This window comes from Pseudomonas muyukensis (assembly GCF_019139535.1).
In the GTDB taxonomy this organism is placed as follows: domain Bacteria; phylum Pseudomonadota; class Gammaproteobacteria; order Pseudomonadales; family Pseudomonadaceae; genus Aquipseudomonas; species Aquipseudomonas muyukensis.
In genome coordinates this window covers 5,359,896-5,379,189 of the sequence record NZ_CP077073.1, presented here as the reverse complement: position 1 = coordinate 5,379,189, position 19,294 = coordinate 5,359,896, and the positions used below count along the sequence as shown (strand labels likewise).

At 65.7% G+C, this 19,294-nt stretch carries 19 protein-coding genes and 1 tRNA gene; 10 read left to right on the top strand and 10 right to left on the bottom strand.

Annotated features, from left to right (window positions below; translation table 11 throughout):
- Window positions 1-2: 2 nt before the first annotated feature.
- The 5 genes from ycaC to KSS95_RS23850 are packed head-to-tail and all read left to right on the top strand — an operon-like array spanning window position 3 to window position 4,947.
- On the top strand, window positions 3-623 hold the full coding sequence (ycaC, locus tag KSS95_RS23870) for an isochorismate family cysteine hydrolase YcaC (protein WP_217850271.1): 621 nt from the start codon (window positions 3-5) through the stop codon (window positions 621-623).
- A gap of 58 nt (window positions 624-681) precedes the next feature.
- Window positions 682-2,838, top strand: coding sequence for an FUSC family protein (locus tag KSS95_RS23865; protein ID WP_217850269.1), 2,157 nt, complete (start codon window positions 682-684; stop codon window positions 2,836-2,838).
- Window positions 2,828-3,034 (top strand): DUF1656 domain-containing protein, encoded by a 207-nt coding sequence (locus KSS95_RS23860; protein ID WP_217850267.1) that lies wholly within the window; start codon window positions 2,828-2,830, stop codon window positions 3,032-3,034. The genes KSS95_RS23865 and KSS95_RS23860 overlap by 11 nt, the downstream gene beginning before the upstream one ends.
- The gene (locus KSS95_RS23855; RefSeq protein WP_437179566.1) at window positions 3,035-3,982 is read left to right on the top strand and encodes an HlyD family secretion protein; all 948 of its coding nucleotides are present in this window, start codon (window positions 3,035-3,037) and stop codon (window positions 3,980-3,982) included. It abuts the gene before it with no gap.
- 38 nt (window positions 3,983-4,020) lie between these two features.
- Entirely contained in the window at window positions 4,021-4,947 is a 927-nt protein-coding gene (locus KSS95_RS23850; protein WP_217854073.1) for a LysR substrate-binding domain-containing protein, read from the top strand.
- Here KSS95_RS23850 and KSS95_RS23845 read toward each other — a convergent pair.
- The 10 genes from KSS95_RS23845 to KSS95_RS23800 form a co-directional block, all read right to left on the bottom strand.
- Window positions 4,922-6,094, bottom strand: a complete 1,173-nt coding sequence (locus KSS95_RS23845) for an MFS transporter (protein WP_217850265.1) — start codon at window positions 6,092-6,094, stop codon at window positions 4,922-4,924. The two genes, KSS95_RS23850 and KSS95_RS23845, sit on opposite strands and share 26 nt — an antisense overlap.
- A gap of 195 nt (window positions 6,095-6,289) precedes the next feature.
- Window positions 6,290-6,580: a cupin domain-containing protein gene (locus KSS95_RS23840; RefSeq protein ID WP_217850263.1), complete on the bottom strand. Its 291-nt coding sequence runs from the start codon at window positions 6,578-6,580 to the stop codon at window positions 6,290-6,292.
- A 166-nt stretch (window positions 6,581-6,746) separates the two neighbouring features.
- Entirely contained in the window at window positions 6,747-7,847 is a 1,101-nt protein-coding gene (ychF, locus tag KSS95_RS23835) for a redox-regulated ATPase YchF (protein ID WP_134694008.1), read from the bottom strand.
- Window positions 7,848-7,869: 22 nt separating this feature from the next.
- Window positions 7,870-8,454, bottom strand: coding sequence for an aminoacyl-tRNA hydrolase (gene pth / locus KSS95_RS23830; protein ID WP_134694009.1), 585 nt, complete (start codon window positions 8,452-8,454; stop codon window positions 7,870-7,872).
- A gap of 79 nt (window positions 8,455-8,533) precedes the next feature.
- Window positions 8,534-9,130, bottom strand: coding sequence for a 50S ribosomal protein L25/general stress protein Ctc (locus KSS95_RS23825; protein WP_217850261.1), 597 nt, complete (start codon window positions 9,128-9,130; stop codon window positions 8,534-8,536).
- A gap of 121 nt (window positions 9,131-9,251) precedes the next feature.
- The gene (locus tag KSS95_RS23820; RefSeq protein ID WP_016391678.1) at window positions 9,252-10,193 is read right to left on the bottom strand and encodes a ribose-phosphate pyrophosphokinase; all 942 of its coding nucleotides are present in this window, start codon (window positions 10,191-10,193) and stop codon (window positions 9,252-9,254) included.
- Between the two features lie 45 nt (window positions 10,194-10,238).
- A tRNA-Gln gene (locus KSS95_RS23815) sits at window positions 10,239-10,313 on the bottom strand.
- 20 nt (window positions 10,314-10,333) lie between these two features.
- Window positions 10,334-11,194: a 4-(cytidine 5'-diphospho)-2-C-methyl-D-erythritol kinase gene (ispE, locus tag KSS95_RS23810; RefSeq protein ID WP_217850259.1), complete on the bottom strand. Its 861-nt coding sequence runs from the start codon at window positions 11,192-11,194 to the stop codon at window positions 10,334-10,336.
- A gap of 4 nt (window positions 11,195-11,198) precedes the next feature.
- A complete protein-coding gene (lolB, locus tag KSS95_RS23805) occupies window positions 11,199-11,816 on the bottom strand; it encodes a lipoprotein insertase outer membrane protein LolB (protein ID WP_217850252.1) in 618 nt (205 codons plus the stop codon).
- Between the two features lie 3 nt (window positions 11,817-11,819).
- Window positions 11,820-13,541 (bottom strand): tetratricopeptide repeat protein, encoded by a 1,722-nt coding sequence (locus KSS95_RS23800; RefSeq protein WP_217850250.1) that lies wholly within the window; start codon window positions 13,539-13,541, stop codon window positions 11,820-11,822.
- Window positions 13,542-14,563: 1,022 nt separating this feature from the next.
- Here KSS95_RS23800 and hemA point away from each other — a divergent pair.
- The 5 genes from hemA to murI are packed head-to-tail and all read left to right on the top strand — an operon-like array spanning window position 14,564 to window position 19,291.
- Entirely contained in the window at window positions 14,564-15,841 is a 1,278-nt protein-coding gene (gene hemA, locus KSS95_RS23795; RefSeq protein ID WP_134690091.1) for a glutamyl-tRNA reductase, read from the top strand.
- Window positions 15,838-16,920, top strand: coding sequence for a peptide chain release factor 1 (gene prfA / locus KSS95_RS23790; protein ID WP_217850248.1), 1,083 nt, complete (start codon window positions 15,838-15,840; stop codon window positions 16,918-16,920). Before hemA ends, prfA begins: the two co-directional genes overlap by 4 nt.
- Window position 16,921: 1 nt before the next feature.
- Entirely contained in the window at window positions 16,922-17,752 is an 831-nt protein-coding gene (prmC, locus tag KSS95_RS23785; RefSeq protein ID WP_217850246.1) for a peptide chain release factor N(5)-glutamine methyltransferase, read from the top strand.
- The gene (locus KSS95_RS23780; RefSeq protein WP_217850245.1) at window positions 17,746-18,501 is read left to right on the top strand and encodes a molybdopterin-synthase adenylyltransferase MoeB; all 756 of its coding nucleotides are present in this window, start codon (window positions 17,746-17,748) and stop codon (window positions 18,499-18,501) included. Before prmC ends, KSS95_RS23780 begins: the two co-directional genes overlap by 7 nt.
- A complete protein-coding gene (gene murI / locus KSS95_RS23775) occupies window positions 18,494-19,291 on the top strand; it encodes a glutamate racemase (RefSeq protein ID WP_217850243.1) in 798 nt (265 codons plus the stop codon). Before KSS95_RS23780 ends, murI begins: the two co-directional genes overlap by 8 nt.
- Window positions 19,292-19,294 lie beyond the last annotated feature (3 nt).

The window sequence follows — 19,294 nt, the reverse complement described above, 5'->3', positions numbered from 1 at the left end:
CCATGGCATTCCAATACAAGCGTCTGGACAAGAACGACGCTGCCGTCCTGCTGGTCGACCACCAGACCGGGCTGCTGTCACTGGTGCGCGACATCGACCCGGACCGGTTCAAGAACAACGTGCTGGCGCTGTCCGACCTGGCCAAGTACTTCAAGCTGCCGACCATCCTCACCACCAGCTTCGAGAGCGGCCCCAACGGCCCGCTGGTGCCCGAGCTCAAGGAGCAGTTCGCCGATGCGCCGTACATCGCCCGCCCCGGCAACATCAATGCCTGGGACAACGAGGACTTCGTCAAGGCGGTGAAGGCCACCGGCAAGAAGCAACTGATCATCGCCGGCGTGGTCACCGAGGTGTGCGTGGCCTTCCCAGCCTTGTCGGCGCTGGAGGAAGGCTTCGATGTGTTCGTCGTCACCGATGCCTCCGGCACCTTCAACGAACTGACCCGCGACTCGGCCTGGCGCCGTATGGAAGCGGCCGGGGCGCAACTGATGACCTGGTTCGGCGTGGCCTGCGAGCTGCACCGCGACTGGCGCAACGACATCGAAGGGCTCGGCACGTTGTTCTCCAACCACATCCCGGATTACCGTAACCTGATGACCAGCTTCGACAAGCTGAACAAGTGACCGCCTGCCCGGGCTCGTGCGCGGGCCCGGGCGCGTCACCCCGGTTACGAGGTAATGGATGGCCCCACTGATTGCCTATTTCAGGCTGGCGCTCAAGCCCGGTCGCGATGTGCTGCTGTTTGCGCTGCGCACCGTGGTAGCCGGCCTGCTGTGTCTTTACCTGGCGTTCGTGTTCGACCTGGAACAACCCAAGTGGGCGCTGATGACGGTGATCATCATCAGCCTGCCGCTGGCCGGTATGACCCTCAAGCGCAGCCTGGCCCAGGTGCTGGGCACGGTGGTCGGCGCGGCGGTGGCGGTGCTGCTGATGGCCTTGTTCGCCCAGATGCCCTACACCCTGGTGGTCGCCCTGGCCCTGTGGCTGGGGCTGTGCACCGCTGGCGGCACCTTGCTGCGCTATACCGATTCCCATGCCTTCGTGCTCAGTGGCTTCACCGCCGTGGTGGTGGCCATGCTCGCCGTGCCGGAGCCCGAGGGCACCTTCATGCTGGCGGTCACCCGGGTGACCGAAACCTTGCTGGCGGTGGGCTGCGTGGCGGTGGTCAGCCTGCTGACGGCACGCCCGCAGGCGGTGGCCAGCAGCTACTTCGCCAAGGTCGACAGCCTGCTCAAGCTGATTGCCCGGCATGCCGCCGAGGTGGTCCGCACCGAAGAAGACGAGGCCGCCTTCCGTCAGCGCCAGGCCCAGTTGATCGCCGAGATCAGCGCCCTGGAGGGCCTGCGCCGGCACCTGTATTTCGACGCGCCGCACCTGCGCAGTGGCGACGGGCTGGTGCAATTGTTCGCCAACCAACTGGTGTTGCTGGTGTCACGGCTGTTGGTGTTGCGCCAGCAGCGAGAGCTGGTCAAGGCGCACTGGCAGGGGCCGCTGCCCACGGATATCCAGCTGCTGCGCGACGCCGAGCTGAACAGCCTCGAGGCGCTGGCCCGGGAGGGCATGGCCCTGTCGGCGCAGCACCGGCAAACCCTGCGTACCCTGCACAAAGGCTTCGATGAAGCCGCCGACCGCGCCGAGTTCCTCAACGAACCCTTGCCGGCGCAACTGCGTGCCCTGGCCTGGGCCCTGCGCTGGGAGCAGGCGCGCCTGCTGCAGCAACTGGACGAGCTGATCGAGCTGAACGAGGCGATCCAGCAGGGGCGCCTGGCCAGTTGCCCGCAACCGCCTGGCCGCGCCGGCGCGCTGCACCTGGACTGGCCGCTGGCAGGGATGAACGCCGTGCGCGCCTGCCTGGCGCTGCTGCTGATCGGCGGGCTGTGGATCGAGACCGCCTGGGATGGCGCGCGTTCGGCGGTGATCCTGATGGGCGTGATGTGCTCGCTGATGGCGACCCTGCCACGGCCCTTGCTGGCCAGCCAGAACTACAACCGCGGGCTGCTGGTGGGCATGGGCTTGTCGGCGTTGTATCAGTTCGCCTTGCTGCCGCTGTTCACCGATTTCGAGATGCTGGCGCTGTGCCTGGTGCCCTTGCTCTACCTGGCGGCGGTGGGCCTGGCCAATCCAATGACTGCCGGGATCGGCATGGGCATCGGCCTGATCAGCCTGTTGATGATCGGGCCGCAGAATGTCGGTGCCTACCACAACAGCGACATCCAGTGGTTCGAGTTCGCCGGGGGCTACCTGATGGCCGGGGTGCTGGCGATGACGGTGTTCGCCCTGGTCTTCCCGTTCAACCCGCAACGGCGTATCGCCCGGCTGTTCGGCCTGACCCGCGAGGATGTCTACCGGCAGGTCAGTGACCCAGGCACACTGGCCGGGCAGTTCGCCTTCGAGAGCCGCCAGCTGGATCGCTTGTCGGCCATGCTTGGCGTGCTGCCGGCGGCCACCGACAGCGCTTCGCGCGAACGTTTCGACTGCGCGCTGGTGTGCCCGGCGCTGGCCATCGCCCTGGCGCAGGCGCGTAACCTGTGCGAGAGCGAACTGGCCCTGCCGTTGCTGACCCGCCAGCGCCTGCTCGAAGGTTTGCAGGCGATGGCCGAGGTGATCGGCGGTCGTGGCCGGGTCGAGCTCGACGTACTGCTGCAGGACGTCGAGCGCCAGGGCCAGGTGCTCGACACCCTGCATGGCGCGCTGGTGCCCGGCGGGCGTGAGGCGTTGCGCCAGCTGTTCATCCTGCGGGTCGCGCTGGCGGTCGCCGGGCAACTGCTGGCGCGTTATCGCGGTGTATGGGCGGCGGATGTCCCGGCGCCACTGACGGAGGTGGCCGATGCCCATTGATTTCGAGGTGGGTGGGGTATACCTGCCACCCATCGCCCAGGCGCTGTTGCTGGCGCTGCCGTTGTTCCTGCTGGTCGATGCCGTGCTGCGCCGGTTGGGGGTGCTGGCGTTCGTCTGGCACCCGGCGCTGTTCCAGGGCGCCGTGTATGCCGCCCTATGTGCGGCCTTGCTGTTGTGGATGGGAGTGCGTGTGTAGATGCCGTCGATCAAACCCTTGCTGTCGCGCAGTTTGACCCTGGTGGTGGTGGCGCTGGCCATCGTGCTGGGTTGGTTCGCCTGGGTGCACTACACCCAGGCGCCCTGGACCCGCGATGCCCGGGTCCGCGCAGACGTGGTGACCCTGGCGGCGGAGGTCAGTGGCCCGATCGTGGCCTTGCCGGTGCAGGACAACCAGTTCGTGCACAAGGGCGACCTGCTGCTGCAGATCGACCCGGCGCGCTATGAGCTGGCGGTGCTGCACGCCCAGCGCGCGGTCGAAGTGGCCCGCGCGGCACTGGGGCAGTCGCAGGCCAACATCGTCGCCAACCAGGCGCTGCTCAAACAGCGCGGCAGCGAGGAACAGCGCCGGCGCAAGCTGCAATCGTTGTCGGCGATTTCCGCCGAGGAGTGGGAGAAGTCACGCACCGAGGTGGCGGTGGCCCAGGCCGACCTGTTGCGCGAGCAGTCCAGCCTGGGCCTGGCGCAGGCCAACGTGCAGCTGGCCGAGGCAACCCTGGAACAGGCCCGTCTCGACCTGCAGCGCACCCGGGTGCTGGCGCCGGTCAACGGCCATGTCACCAACCTGTTGACCCGCCAGGGTGACTTCGCCCAGCCGGGCGCGGCGTTGCTGGCGCTGGTGGACAGCGACTCGTTCCATGTCAGTGGCTATTTCGAGGAAACCAAGTTGCCACGGATCCAGGTCGGCAGCCGGGCGAGGGTGGTGCTGATGAGCGGCGAAGCCCTGCAGGGCAGAGTGGAAAGCATCGCCTACGCCATCACCGACCGTGAGAACCAGCCCGGCAATCGCCTGCTGGCCAACGTCAACCCCAACTACACCTGGGTCAAGCTGGCCCAGCGCGTGCCGGTGCGCCTGCGCCTGGACCCGGGGCAAGGGCCGGTGCTGCGCGCCGGTACCACCGCCACCGTGACGATCCTCGAACCATGAGCGAGGATGGCGCAGTGGCCCGTGGACGTGCGTTGCCGATGTTCGACCTGAACGACCTGTACCTCTATGCCAAGGTGGTGGAGCACGGCGGTTTCGCCCCGGCCGGGCGCATCCTGGGCCTGCCCAAGTCGCGCCTGAGCCGGCGCCTGGCCAAGCTCGAGGAACGCCTGGGCGTGCGCCTGGTGCAGCGCTCGACGCGGCAGTTCCAGGTTACCGAGGTGGGGCTGGAGTACTACCGCCACTGCCTGGGCATGCTTGAACAGGCCGTGGCGGCCGAGGACGCGGTCGAGCGCAACCGCGCCGAGCCGCGCGGCATCGTACGCCTGGCCAGCAGCACGGCGCTGCTCGATTCGCGGCTGGCACCGATGCTGGCGCGCTTCATGGCGCAATGCCCGGTGGTCGAGTTGCTGGTCAAGAGCTACAACCGCCGCGTCGATGTAATTGGTGAAGGCTTCGACTTGGTGCTCAGCGTGCGTCACCAGCCGCTGGAAAGCAGTGAGCTGATCATGCGCCGCCTGGCGCCGAGCCGGCAGTGCCTGGTGGCGTCGCCCGGCTTGCTGGCCGCGCACGGCAAGCCGCAACGGCCCGAGCAGTTGCAGGCACTGCCCAGCCTGTGCTGGGGCGTCAACGTGCAGGATTTCACCTGGCTGCTGGAAGGCCCGCAGGGCGCCGAAGCCGCCGTGCCGTTTCGCCCACGTATCGTCTCGGATGACCTGGCGGTATTGCGCGAGGGCGCCCTGGCCGGTGTCGGCGTGGTGTTGCTGCCCGAGGAGGCGGTCGCCGCCGACCTGGCCAGCGGGCAGTTGGTGCTGGTGCTCGACGGCTGGGCGCCACGGGAAGGTGAGGTGGTGGCGCTGTTTCCTTCCCGGCGCGGGCTGATGCCCGCAGTGCGCAAGCTGATCGACTTCCTGGCCGAGGCGTTCGAGCAAGAGCAGGCGGCTACGCGGCCACATCGCGCTCGCTGAACGCCGTCGAGGCCGCCGGACGCGCCGAGCAGAGTGCCAGGACCGCGGCCACGGCGGTCAGTGCGGCACCCGCCCAGGGGGTGGCCGACAGCGTCGCCGTGCCGATCACCGCCCCGCCAATGGCCGAACCCAGGCCTACGCCCAGGTGCATGGCGGACATGTTCAGGCTCATGCCCGCGGGGAAGGTGTCCGGGCCACGGCTAGCCAGGTAGTTCTGCACCACCGGCGAGGTGGTCCAGCTCAAGGCGCCCCACAGCATCATGATCGGCAGGAACAGCCAGGGGGTGTCGGCGCTCAACGGCAACACCAGCAGGCTGGCGAGGTAGAGCAGGGGGGCCAGGGCGATGGAGGTGCTCGGGCCGAGCCGGTCCGCCATCCAGCCGCCGACATACCCCCCCGAAACCCCGGCGATGCCAAAGGCGGCGAACAGCGCCGCCAGCCATTGCGCGGGGACATCGGCGACCTGCAGGGCATAGGGCGCAAGGTAGGCGAACACGGTGAAGTGCCCGGCGATCATCAGCAGCGACACCCCTTGGGCCGCGAGCAGGCGGCCGTTACGCAGGTGGCGCAGGTAACTGCCCAGGGCGATGCGCTCGCTACTCTGCAGCTGCTCCAGGCCGCGCCAGGCCATCAGCAGCACGGCCAGTGCCAGCAGGCTCAACCCGGCGAACACGCCACGCCAGCCGAGCACCTCGCACAGCAGCATGCCGGCGGGCACGCCCAGCACCAGCGAGCTGCAGATACCCATGAAAATCACCCCGATGGCGCGCCCGCGCAGGGCCTCGGGGACCATGCGCGTGGCCATCAGGGTACAGGTCAGGCAGGTCAGGGCGCTGCTGGCGGCCATGCCGATTCGGGCGAGCAGCAAGGCGCCGTAGCCTGGCGCCAGTGCCGCGGCCAGGTTGCACAAGGCGAACAACGCCAAGCTGATGCACAGCAGGCGTCGCAATGGCAAGCGGGTGGTCAACAGCGGGGAGAAGGGGGCGGCGAGCGCGAAGCTCAGGGAAAAGACCGTGGTCAGTTGCCCGGCGATGCCGAGCGGTACGGCCAGGCCATTGGCCAGGGACGGCAGGATGCCGACAGTGATGTTTTCAGCCATGCCCGTGACGAAGGTCGCCAGGGCCAGCAGCCAGATACGCGGGGTCATGTGTTGCCTCCGATAAACAGGCCGGCCAAGGTCCGGACCCATTTGTCCCGACGGGTGACCGGCAAGGGTCAGGTCCATCGGGTTTCGAGGCAGTGCTTCGGTTATCCCGGTTCAAGCAGGAGCAATTGTAGACGGTTGCGCACGGTGGGTGAAGGTGCGGCGCCGACCCTCCAGGAGCCGGGCTGCACACGTGAACTACTTCAATTCGGTCTCGATGAACACGATCTCGTGGTCACTGGCATTGATCACGTTGTGCTCGACCCCCGCCTTGCGAAAATAACTCTGGCCCGCCACCAGTGCCGCCCGTTTCTCACCTTCCGGCGTCTCCAGCAGCAAGGTGCCGTCGGTCATTGGCACCACCACATAGTCATGGCCATGCAGATGACGCCCGGTTTCGGCGCCAGGGGCGAAGCGCCATTCGGTGACGATCACTTCGTCGGTGTCCACCTGCACGGTGGGGATAGCCTGGGGGCGAGGGGGCTTCATGAGCGAGTCCTGTCTGCGCAAAAGCGTCTAGCCTGAACCCGGCTGCGGGGGCGATAAATGCAAAACTGCTGGCAGTCAGTCAGCGAAACGCTCACCTAACCCGCAAAAAAACAAAGCCCCTTGAACGCGAACGCTCAAGGGGCTTTTCCCAGCGTGGGCTGTTGGCTCAGACGTTGAAGCGGAAGTGCATCACGTCGCCATCCTTGACGATGTAGTCCTTGCCTTCCAGGCGCCATTTGCCGGCTTCCTTGGCGCCGCTCTCACCCTTGAACTGGATGAAGTCGTCGTAGGCCACCACTTCGGCGCGGATGAAGCCTTTTTCGAAGTCGGTGTGGATCACGCCGGCTGCCTGTGGCGCAGTGGCGCCCACGCGCACGGTCCAGGCGCGGACTTCCTGCACGCCGGCAGTGAAGTAGGTCTGCAGGTTGAGCAGCTCGTAACCGGCGCGGATCACGCGGTTCAGGCCTGGCTCTTCCAGGCCCAGGGCCTCGAGGAACATGTCCTTCTCCTCGCCGTCGTCCAGCTCGGCGATCTCGGCTTCGATCTTGTTGCACACCGGCACCACGACCGCGCCTTCTTCCTCGGCGATGGCCTTGACCACGTCCAGGTGCGGGTTGTTGTCGAAGCCGTCCTCGGCAACGTTGGCGATATACATCACCGGCTTGCTGGTCAGCAGGTGGAAGCCGCGGATCAAGGCCTTCTCGTCGTCGGCCATGTGCTTCATCAGGCTGCGCGCCGGCTTGCCTTCGGTGAAGTGCGGGATCAGTTTCTCCAGGATCGCCTTCTGCGCCAGGGCGTCCTTGTCACCGCCCTTGGCGTTGCGCGCAACCTTCTGCAGTTGCTTCTCGCAGCTGTCGAGGTCGGCGAAGATCAGTTCGAGGTCGATGATCTCGATGTCGCGCTTGGGGTCGACGCTGTTGGAAACGTGGATCACGTTCTCGTCTTCGAAGCAGCGCACCACGTGGGCGATGGCGTCGGTCTCGCGGATGTTGGCGAGGAACTTGTTGCCCAGGCCTTCGCCCTTGGAGGCACCGGCGACCAGGCCGGCGATGTCGACGAACTCCATGGTGGTCGGCAGGATGCGGTTAGGCTTGACGATCTCTGCCAGTGCCGCCAGGCGCGCGTCGGGCATCGGCACGATGCCGCTGTTCGGCTCGATGGTGCAGAAGGGGAAGTTCTCCGCCGCGATGCCGGACTTGGTCAGGGCGTTGAACAGGGTGGACTTGCCGACGTTGGGCAGGCCGACGATGCCGCAATTGAAACCCATGGGAATTCCCCTTTCTAAAGAGTCAGGCCTTCTGGCTGTGCAGCTCGCGCATGGCCTTGGCGAAGTCGCCGGCAAGCACGTCCGGCAGCACGCCGAGGGCAAAATCGATGCTGGCGTCGAGCTTCTCCTGCTCGGCGCGCGGCGCGCGGCCCAGGACGAAGTTGGAGACCAGTTTGGCGTCGCCCGGGTGGCCGATGCCAAGCCGCAGGCGGTGGAAGTCGTTCTGGTTGCCGAGCTGCGCGATGATGTCGCGCAGGCCGTTGTGCCCACCGTGGCCGCCGCCCTTCTTGAGCTTGGCGACGCCCGGAGGCAGGTCGAGTTCGTCATGCGCCACCAGGATCGCTTCCGGCTTGATGCGGAAGAAATTGGCCAATGCCGCCACGGACTGGCCGCTGCGGTTCATGTAGGTGGTGGGGATCAGCAGGCGAACATCGTTGCCCTGATGGCTGAACTTAGCCGTCAGGCCGAAATATTTTTTGTCAGCGGACAGCGAAACGCGCTGGGCGCTGGCAAGGCGTTCAACGAAAAGAGCCCCTGCGTTATGCCGGGTCTGTTCGTATTCGGGGCCGGGGTTACCCAGGCCGACGATCAACTGGATGGCGGTCACGTCAGGGGCTCTTCCTTGGAGTTGGTGGGTTACCGTGCGCGCGGCACTGTAACCCGATCAACGCCGGCGTGCGAGTGGATTACTCGGCAGCGCCTTCAGCAGCGTCAGCGGCAACGCGCGGGGCGTGGACGTTGGCAACAGCTTTGTCATCACCGTGGGCCAGAGCGACGAACTCTACGCCTTTCGGAGCTTTCAGGTCCGACAGGTGGATGATGGTGCCGATTTCGGCCTTGGCCAGGTCGACTTCGATGAACTCAGGCAGGTCCTTGGCTTCGCAGGACACTTCGATCTCGGAAACAACGTGCGAGATCTCGCCGCCTTTCTTGACCGGGGCTTCTTCGTTGATGAAGTGAACCGGTACCTTGGCGGTCAGCTTCTGGCCAGCAACGACGCGAACGAAGTCGGCGTGCATGATGAAGCCTTTGGCTGGGTGACGTTGCATGGCCTTGACCACGACGTTCTGCTTGGCGCCATCGACGTTCAGTTCGATCACGTGGCTGAAGGCAGCTTCGTTTTCGAACAGCTTGGCGATTTCCTTGGCCACGATGGTCAGGGATTGGGCTTCTTTATCGCCACCGTAGACAACGGCAGGGATGTTGGCGGAGTGACGCAGGCGGCGGCTCGCACCTTTCCCCAGGTCAGTACGCGCTTGGGCGTTCAGGATGAAGTCAGTCATTTTGTTTCTCCAAAATAGCCTCCCGAGGGCGTTTGCGACCAGCGCCAACGGGGATGGCAAAAAAGCCCCGCCCCAACAACCAGTGTCGGGGCGGGGCGCTTTTCGTCAGCGAGTGTTCCGCTTAGCGGAACATCGCGCTGATCGATTCTTCGTTGCTGATGCGGCGTACCGCTTCAGCGACGACCGGTGCGATATCCAGCTGGCGGATACGGTCACAGGCCTGAGCAGCGGCGGACAGCGGAACGGTGTTGGTCACCACCAGCTCGTCCAGTACCGACTTCTCGATGTTCTCGATCGCGCGGCCCGACAGGACAGGGTGCGTGCAGTAGGCGTAAACCTTGGCAGCGCCGTGTTCTTTCAGGGCTTTGGCCGCGTGGCACAGGGTGCCGGCGGTGTCGACCATGTCGTCTACCAGGATGCAGGTGCGTCCTTCGACGTCGCCGATGATGTGCATAACCTCGGAGTGGTTAGCCTTCTCGCGGCGTTTGTCGATGATACCCAGGTCGACACCCAGGGACTTGGCGACGGCACGGGCACGTACCACGCCACCGATGTCCGGGGAGACGATCATCAGGTTCTCGAAACGCTGGTCTTCGATGTCGTCGACCAGTACGGGCGAGCCGTAGATGTTGTCGACGGGGATATCGAAGAAACCCTGGATCTGGTCAGCGTGCAGGTCGACGGTGAGTACACGGTCGATACCCACGACAGTGAGCATGTCAGCGACGACTTTGGCGCTGATGGCTACACGTGCCGAACGCGGACGGCGGTCCTGGCGGGCGTATCCGAAGTAGGGAATCACGGCGGTGATTCGCGACGCTGAGGAGCGGCGGAAGGCATCGGCCATCACTACCAGTTCCATCAGATTGTCGTTGGTTGGGGCACAGGTGGGCTGAATGATGAAGACGTCCTTACCACGAACATTTTCATTGATTTCAGCACTGATTTCGCCGTCGGAGAACTTGCCGACAGACACATCACCCAGTGGAATATGCAGCTGACGTACGACACGCCGAGCCAGATCGGGGTTGGCATTCCCCGTGAAGACCATCATCTTGGACACGCGCAGTACCTGAAGGCTGAGGGTAACCTGGATGAGTATAAGAAATGGCAGGGGCGGCTGGATTCGAACCAACGCATGGCAGGATCAAAACCTGCTGCCTTACCGCTTGGCGACGCCCCTGTATCTATTGCTGCGAGCTCTTATGAACTCGACTTCTTGAGCAGACTTTGCAGCTTGCGATGCAACATCGAAACATTGCTTCCTTTCGCCACAAACCCTGTTTGGGTCTCTGAAAGAAGGGCCAGAACTCTATCAGCTTCGGCTTTGCTTGGGAAGGCCCCAAACACACAACTTCCAGTTCCGGTCATTCGGGCTTCGGTGTATTTACCCAGTGAATTCAACGCATTGCGAACTTCTGGATACCGTTGCTCAACTACCGGTTGGCAGTCATTTCGACTGTTTCCCTCGGGAACGGGGCGCATCTTAAGGGGGAGGGAATCACGTGTCAACTCTGGATGCGAAAAAATTTCCGCTGTGCTGACAGACACTTGCGGCACCAGCACGAGGTACCAAGGTTCTGCGGGGTCGACCGGGGTGAGCTGTTCGCCAACGCCCTGGGCGAACGCGGCGTGGCCACGGACGAACACCGGCACGTCGGCGCCGAGCGTCAGGCCCAGCGCGGCCAGGCGGTCTTGGTTCCAGTCGAGTTGCCACAGGTGGGCCAGGGCCAGCAGGGTGGTCGCCGCGTCGGAGCTGCCGCCGCCGATACCGCCGCCCATGGGCAGCACCTTGTCCAGCCAGATGTCGGCGCCCAGGGTGGTGCCCGCCTGGGCTTGCAACTGCCGGGCGGCGCGCACGATCAGGTTGCTGTCGTGGGGCACGCCAGGGACTTCTGTCTGCAGGCGGATCTGGCCGTCGTCGCGCAGGGCGAAGCTCAGTTCGTCGCCGTGGTCGAGGAACTGGAACACGGTTTCCAGCTCGTGGTAACCGTCGGCGCGACGGCCAGTGATGTGCAGCCACAGGTTGAGCTTGGCCGGGGCCGGCAGGGTCAGCTTGAGCATGCTGTCAGTGCCCCAGCTGGCGCGGCTGCCAGTCCTTGACCACCAGGGTCACGTCGATGTTCTCGCCGTGCAGCTTCAGGCGCTCGGGCAGCCAGTAGCCGTTCTGCTCTATATAGCTCAGGTACTCGACGCGCCAGCCGTCCTGGGTCAGGTCGGCCAGGCGGCTGTCGCCGTCCAGGGTCAGCTGGCTCTTGCTGTCGGGGGCGGGCAGGCCGCGCACCCACCACACCAGGTGCGACACCGGCAGGCGCCAGCCGAGCTGTTCGTGCAGCAGCGCCTCGGGGTTCGCTGCCTCGAAACGGCCCTGGTTGGCCACCTCCAGCACCACGCCGCCTGGGCGCCCGGTCAGGCGCGCGGCGCCGCGGCCCAGCGGGCCGGCCAGGCGAATATCGTAGTAATCCTGGCGTTGCAACCAGAACAGGGTGCCGCTGCCGGAGTCACGCGGGGCGCGGATGCCGACCTTGCCGTTGATCTGCCAGCCGTCGAGGCTGCTCAGCTGTTGCTTGTGCGCCCGCCACAGTTGCGGGCTGCCCTGGCCTTGCACGGCTTCCTTGCTGCCGAAGCCGGCACAGCCGGCGAGCAGGGCGATGAGGGTGAAGGTGATGCAATGACGCAGGAACATGGTTTACAGGCTCTCGGATCCGGTCAGGCGCAGGAGGGTCTTGCGCAGGATAGGGCTGTCGGCCTGGGCTTCGAAGCCCTTGGCCCAGACCTGGCGGGCTTCGCGGCGCTTGCCGTTGGCCCACAGGACTTCGCCCAGGTGGGCGGCCACTTCATGGTCGGGGAAACGCTCGAAGGCCAGGCGCAATTGGCGCTCGGCTTCCTCGAGGTTGCCCATGCGATAGGCGACCCAGCCCAGGCTGTCGAGCACGGCCGGGTCGTCCGGGGTCAACTGGTGGGCCTTGTCGATCAGGGCCTTGGCCTCGGCGTAGCGGCTGGTGCGGTCGGCCAGGGTGTAGCCCAGGGCGTTGAGGGCCATGGCGTTTTCCGGCTCGCGGGCGAGGATGGCGCGCAGGTCTTTTTCCAGTTGCGCCAGGTCGTCGCGTTTTTCGGCGAGCATGGCGCGGGTATAGAGCAGGTTGAGGTCGTCTGGGTAGCGCTTGATGGCTTGCTCCAGCACCTGCCCGGCTTGGGCTTGCTTACCGTTGTTGCCCAGGCTCTCGGCCTCGATCAGGTACAGCTGGATGGCATAGTCGGGCTGCGCCTCGCGGGCCTCGGCGAGCAGGCGCGAGGCTTCTGCGCTGCGGCCGTTGGCGATGAGGATATCGGCCTGGCGCAGTTGCGCTGGCAGGTAGTCGGGGCCGGGGCCGACCAGGGCGTATTCGCGCAGGGCGGCGGCCGGCTGGCTGCGCTCTTCGCGGATGCGCCCGAGGTTGAGGTGGGCGGCGTCGACGTTGGCGTCGCGTTCGACCAGTTCCTGCAGGTAGCCTTCGGCTTCGTCCCAGTGCTTGGTTTCCAGGCACACCAGGGCCAGCGAGTAGCGGATCTCGTCGTCTTCGGGGTACTGCTGCAGCATGCTTTCGAACTCGGCCTTGGCGTCGTCGATGCGGTCCTGTTCGACCAGGGTGCGCGCGTAGGTCAGGCGCAGGCGCTTGTCGTCGGGGTTGTCGCGGATGGCGCCGCGTAGCAGTGGCAGGGCTTCGGGACCGCGGTCCAGGGCTTGCAGCAGGCGGGCACGGAGCAGTACCGGGGCGATCTCGCCGTTTTGTGGCGGATGGCTTTCGAGCAGGTCGAGGGCTTGTTCGGGCTTGTCGTCCTGGTTGAGCAGCAACGCCTTGCCAAACACCAACTGGCCGTTGTCTGGGTATTTCACCAGCAGGCGGTCGAAACTCTGCATCAGGCCGTCGCGGGTGTGCTGGTCGGTTTCGGCGGCGGACAGGGCGAGGAAGTCGAAGTGGGTGTCGCCCTGGCCCTGGAGGACTTTTTCCATGTAGACCATGGCGTCGTCGTAGCGCCCGGCGCGGGCCAGCTGGATGGCGGCGGCGCGTTGGGCGTCGAGGTTCTGCGGGTCGTTGCGGGCCCAGATCAGCGCGCTGTCCAGGGCCGGCTCGTCAGCGCCGAGGTACTCGGCGATGCGGTAGGCGCGTTCGGAGACGCCGGGGTCCTGGGTTTTTTCCGCCTGGTCGGCGTAGTTGGCCAGGGCGATGTCGAAGCGGTTGCGCTGGCCGGCAAGCTCCGCCACCAGCAGGCTGTAGAGCGTGTCCTGCTTGAACGAGCCGTACACCACGGGCTTTTCCGCGCGCTTGTCGGCGTCGGCGACGGGCGTCTGGGCGTCCGTCTTCGGGGCCAGGCTCTGGCAGCCTTGAAGCAGGGCGAGGGCAAGCAGCAATGCGTAGGATTTGTTCATAGAGGCTTATAAAGAGGCTAAACCGGCGGTCGGAGCATGATGACACAAGCGCGATGGCAAACCCACCTGCGAAGGTCGTGGTGTGAAGCGGCGCTTCGGAGTATAGGGACAATGCGTGGCGGTGGTGGTTCGCAAGCGGCCGTGCAACACCCTGCCGTTGCCGTTGTGTTTGCTTTTGCTTCTAAGCGCGCGATAGTTCAGGCAACACAAATTGCGACTTCAGGAGGCCGAGCGGAGTTCTTGCGTAGTGGGGCGACGGCCATGGATGGCCGTCGAGCGCTGCGCCCCAGGATGGGGCGTACAGCGCGGTCCCCACGGGAGCAAGAACGGAGCGAGGGAACCCCGGAGCGAAGCGTAGGGGCCGGATGAATGGAGCGAGCATTTTTTGGTTCCTTTTTGATGCTTCAAAAAGGGACCCGCCGTAAGGGCGGAAAGGTGACTATGCGTCGCCATCGCCAATGAATGCGCGTATAGCTTTCGAAACTCATGCTCTGAAAGTCAAAGTCGTTCGGTGTGGGTTTCTACAGGTGTAAGCGCATTCATTTGCTATGTCGACGCGCAGTCACCTTTTCGCCTTTACGGCGAGTCACTTTTTGTCAAACGCGACAAAAAGTAACCAAAAAACGCTGCGCTCCATTCATCCGGCCCCTACGCTTCGCTCCGGGGTTCCCTCACTGCGGCCTTGCTCCCGGGAGGACCGCGCTGTAGGGCCCATCCTGGGCCCCAGCGCTTGACGGGCATCCATGCCCGTCACCTCCCTTCGCAAGGCCTGCGTTCGGCCTCCTGAAGTCGCGAAGTTAGGGGCGGCGCCTGCACTGGCGCAGCTATCGCTCGCAAGGTTTGGCGTTAGCCTCTTGATCGGCAAAGGCAAAGGCAAAGGCGCAAGCCGATAGAGATGCGAGTATGGGCGCGCGTGGGGCGGTCGATAGCCTGGCCGCATCAGCACAATAGCGAACGGTGGTTGTTCTGGAACCTGCGAAGTAGGACAATTACCGGCTTCACGTCCCTATCAGCGACCTTGCATGGCCTTTCTTGCACTTGGTATCAACCATAAGACTGCCTCGGTAGACGTACGCGAGCGCGTGGCGTTTACTCCAGAACAGCTGGTCGACGCCCTGCAGCAGCTGTGCCGACTGACCGCCAGCCGCGAGGCGGCGATCCTGTCGACCTGCAACCGCAGTGAACTCTATATCGAGCAGGACCACCTTGCCGCCGACACCGTGCTGCAATGGCTGGCCGACTACCACCAACTGAGCCTCGACGAACTGCGCGCCAGCGCCTACGTCCATGAGGACCACGACGCCGTCAAGCACATGATGCGCGTGGCCTCCGGCCTCGACTCGCTGGTGCTCGGCGAGCCGCAGATCCTCGGCCAGATGAAGTCGGCCTACGCCGTGGCACGCGAGGCCGGCACCGTCGGCCCGCTGCTCGGGCGCCTGTTCCAGGCCACCTTCAGCGCCGCCAAGCAAGTGCGCACCGACACCGCGATCGGCGAGAACCCAGTGTCGGTGGCCTTCGCCGCCGTCAGCCTGGCCAAGCAGATCTTCTCCGACCTGGGCCGCAGCCAGGCCCTGCTGATCGGCGCCGGCGAGACCATCACCCTGGTCGCCCGCCACCTGCACGAGCAGGGCGTACGCCGCATCGTCGTGGCCAACCGCACCCTCGAGCGCGCCAGCATCCTGGCCGAACAGTTCGGCGCCCACGCCGTGCTGCTGTCCGATATCCCCCAGGAACTGGTCAACAGCGACATCGTCATCAGCTCCACCGCCAGCCAGTTGCCGATCCTCGGCAAGGGCGCGGTGGAAAGCGCCCTGAAACAGCGCCGGCACAAGCCGATCTTCATGGTCGATATCGCCGTGCCGCGGGATATCGAGCCGCAGGTCGGCGAGCTGGACGACGTCTACCTGTATACCGTCGACGACCTGCACGAAGTGGTCGCGGAAAACCTCAAGAGCCGCCAGGGCGCGGCCCAGGCTGCCGAAGAACTGGTTTCGGCCGGCGCCGACGACTTCATGGTGCGCCTGCGCGAGCTGGCCGCGGTAGACGTGCTCAGGGCCTACCGCCAACAGAGCGAGCGCCTGCGCGACGAAGAGCTGCAAAAGGCCCAGCGCCTGCTGGCCAACGGTGGCAACCCCGAGGACGTGCTGCTGCAACTGGCCCGGGGCCTGACCAACAAACTCCTGCATGCGCCTAGCGTGCAACTGAAAAAGCTCTCCGCCGAAGGCCGCCTCGATGCGCTGGCCATGGCCCAGGAACTCTTTGCCCTCGACGAGGGCTCGACGGATAAATCCCCGCAATGAAAGCGTCGCTGCTGAATAAACTGGACACGCTCCAGGACCGCTTCGAGGAACTCACCGCGCTGCTGGGTGACGCCGAAGTCATTTCCGACCAGACGCGTTTTCGCGCCTACTCGCGCGAGTACGCCGAGGTCGAGCCGGTGATCGGTGCCTATAAAGAGTGGCGCAAGGTGCAGGACGACCTCGAGGGCGCCCAGGCGCTGCTCAAGGACGCCGACCCCGACCTGCGCGAGATGGCCGTCGAGGAAGTGCGCGAAGCCAAGGAGCAACTGCTCGGCCTGGAGTCGCAGTTGCAGCGCATGCTGCTGCCCAAGGACCCCAACGACGGGCGCAACGTGTTCCTGGAAATCCGCGCCGGCACCGGCGGCGACGAGGCGGCGATCTTCTCCGGCGACCTGTTCCGCATGTACTCGCGCTATGCCGAGAAACGCGGCTGGCGCCTGGAAATCCTCTCCGAGAACGAGGGCGAGCACGGCGGCTACAAGGAAATCATCGCCCGCGTCGAAGGCGACAGCGTCTATGGCAAGCTCAAGTTCGAGTCCGGCGCGCACCGCGTGCAACGGGTGCCCGAGACCGAATCCCAGGGCCGTATCCACACTTCGGCGTGCACCGTGGCGGTGCTGCCCGAGCCCGACGAACAGGTGGCGATCGAGATCAACCCGGCCGACCTGCGGGTAGACACCTACCGCGCTTCCGGCGCCGGCGGCCAGCATGTCAACAAGACCGACTCGGCCATCCGCATCACCCACTTGCCCACCGGTATCGTGGTCGAGTGCCAGGAAGAGCGTTCGCAGCACAAGAACCGCGCCCGCGCCATGTCCTGGCTGTCGGCCAAGCTCAACGACATGCAGACCAGCGCCGCGCAGAACGCCATCGCCAGCGAGCGCAAGCTGCTGGTGGGCTCGGGCGACCGCTCCGAGCGCATTCGCACCTACAACTATCCACAGGGCCGGGTGACCGACCACCGTATCAACCTCACCCTCTACTCCCTGGACGATGTCCTCGCCGGGGGCGTGGAGGCCGTGATCGAGCCGTTGCTGGCCGAATACCAGGCCGATCAGCTGGCCGCCCTGGGAGACTGAGATGACCATCATCGCCAGCCTGCTGCGCAACGCGCAGTTGCCGGAGTCGCCGACCGAGCGGCTGGACGCCGAGCTGCTGCTGGCCGCGGCCCTGGGCAAGTCGCGCAGCTACCTGCACACCTGGCCCGAGCGGATCGTCAGCAGCGAAGCGGCCGAGACCTTCGCCGGCTACCTCGAGCGCCGTCGTGGCGGCGAGCCGGTGGCCTATATCCTCGGCCAGCAGGGGTTCTGGAAGCTCGACCTGGAAGTGGCGCCGCATACCCTGATTCCGCGCCCCGATACCGAACTGCTGGTGGAGGCCGCGCTCGAGCTGCTGCCCGCCACGCCGGCCCGGGTGCTCGACCTGGGCACTGGCACCGGGGCCATCGCCCTGGCCTTGGCCAATGAGCGCCCGGCCTGGCAGGTCAGCGCCGTCGACCGCGTCGACGAGGCCGTGGCCCTGGCCGAGCGCAATCGCCAGCGCCTGGGCCTGGGCAATGTCCAGGTGCGCCGCAGCCACTGGTTCGAGGCCTTGGTCGATGAGCGCTTCGAGCTGATTCTCAGCAACCCGCCTTATATCCGCGCCGCCGATCCGCACCTGGTGGCCGGCGACGTGCGTTTCGAGCCGAGTAGCGCCCTGGTGGCCGGCGAGGATGGCCTGGACGACCTGCGGGTGATCGTCGCCCAGGCCCCTGCGCACCTGGTGGCCGGTGGCTGGTTGCTGCTCGAGCATGGCTACGACCAGGCCCCTGCCGTGCGCGCGTTGCTGGTCGCGGCCGGTTTCGTCGAGGTCGCCAGCCGGGTCGACCTGGGTGGCCATGAGCGTATCAGCCTGGGGCGCCTGCCATGCTGAGCGACCAGGAACTGCTGCGCTACAGCCGTCAGATCCTGCTGTCGCAGGTGGATATCGACGGCCAGTTGCGCCTGAAACACGGCAAGGCCCTGGTGATCGGCCTTGGCGGGCTCGGCTCGCCGGTGGCGCTGTACCTGGCTGCCGCGGGTGTCGGCACCTTGCACCTGGCCGACTTCGACACTGTCGACCTGACCAACCTGCAGCGCCAGGTGATCCATGACAGCGACAGCGTTGGCATGAGCAAGGTTGATTCTGCGATCAAGCGCCTGCTGGCGATCAACCCAGAGATTGCCCTGGTTGCCCATCGCCGGGCGCTCGATGAGGATTCGCTGGCCGCTGCGGTGGCGGCGGTCGATGTGGTGCTGGATTGCTCCGACAACTTCGCCACCCGCGAAGCGGTGAACGCCGCTTGCGTGGCGGCCGGCAAGCCGCTGGTCAGCGGCGCAGCGATCCGTCTCGAGGGGCAGTTGTCGGTGTTCGACACCCGTCGCGACAGCAGCCCTTGCTACCACTGCCTGTACGGCCATGGCAGCGAGGCCGAGCTGACCTGCAGCGAGGCTGGGGTCATTGGTCCGCTGGTCGGTCTGGTGGGCAGCCTTCAGGCCCTCGAGGCGCTGAAGCTGCTGGCCGGCTTCGGCGAGCCGCTGGTGGGCAGGTTGTTGCTGATCGACGCGCTGAGCACGCGCATGCGCGAACTGCGGGTCAAGCGCGACCCGGCCTGCGCCGTGTGCGCCAACCGCCATGGCTGAGCGTTCGGCGCCGGTGGGCGTGATGGACTCGGGGGTCGGCGGTTTGTCGGTGCTCGCCGAGATCCAGCGCCTGCTGCCCAATGAATCGCTGCTGTACGTCGCCGATAGCGGCCATGTGCCCTATGGCGAGAAATCACCGGACTATATCCGTCAGCGCCTGCGCCATATCGCCGGGTTCTTCCAGGCCCAGGGTGCCAAGGCCATGGTCCTGGCCTGCAACACGGCGACCGTGGCGGCGGTGGCCGACCTGCGCGAGCGGTATGCCGATTGGCCGTTGGTGGGGATGGAGCCGGCGGTCAAGCCGGCGGCGGCGGCGACCCGTTCCGGCGTGGTGGGCGTGCTGGCCACCACCGGCACGCTGCAAAGCGCCAGGTTTGCCGCCTTGCTCGACCGCTTCGCCAGCGATGTGCGGGTGGTTACCCAGCCTTGCCCAGGGTTGGTCGAGCGTATCGAGGCGGGTGACCTGAACAGTGCGCAACTGCGCCAATTGCTGCTGGGCTATGTGCAACCCTTGTTGGCGGCCGGTTGCGATACCTTGATCCTTGGCTGTACCCACTACCCCTTCCTGCGCCCGCTGCTGGCCGAGATGGTGCCCGCTGGGCTTGCCATCATCGACACCGGAGCGGCCGTGGCGCGGCAACTGCAGCGCTTGCTGGCGGCGCGCGAGCTGCTGGCCGAAGGGCCGGCGCGGGCGACCGAGTTCTGGAGCAGTGGCGAGCCCGGTGCCTTGCAGCGGGTGTTGCCGCTGCTATGGACAGGTACCGCCAGCGTGCAGTGTTTTCCCCTGTAGGAA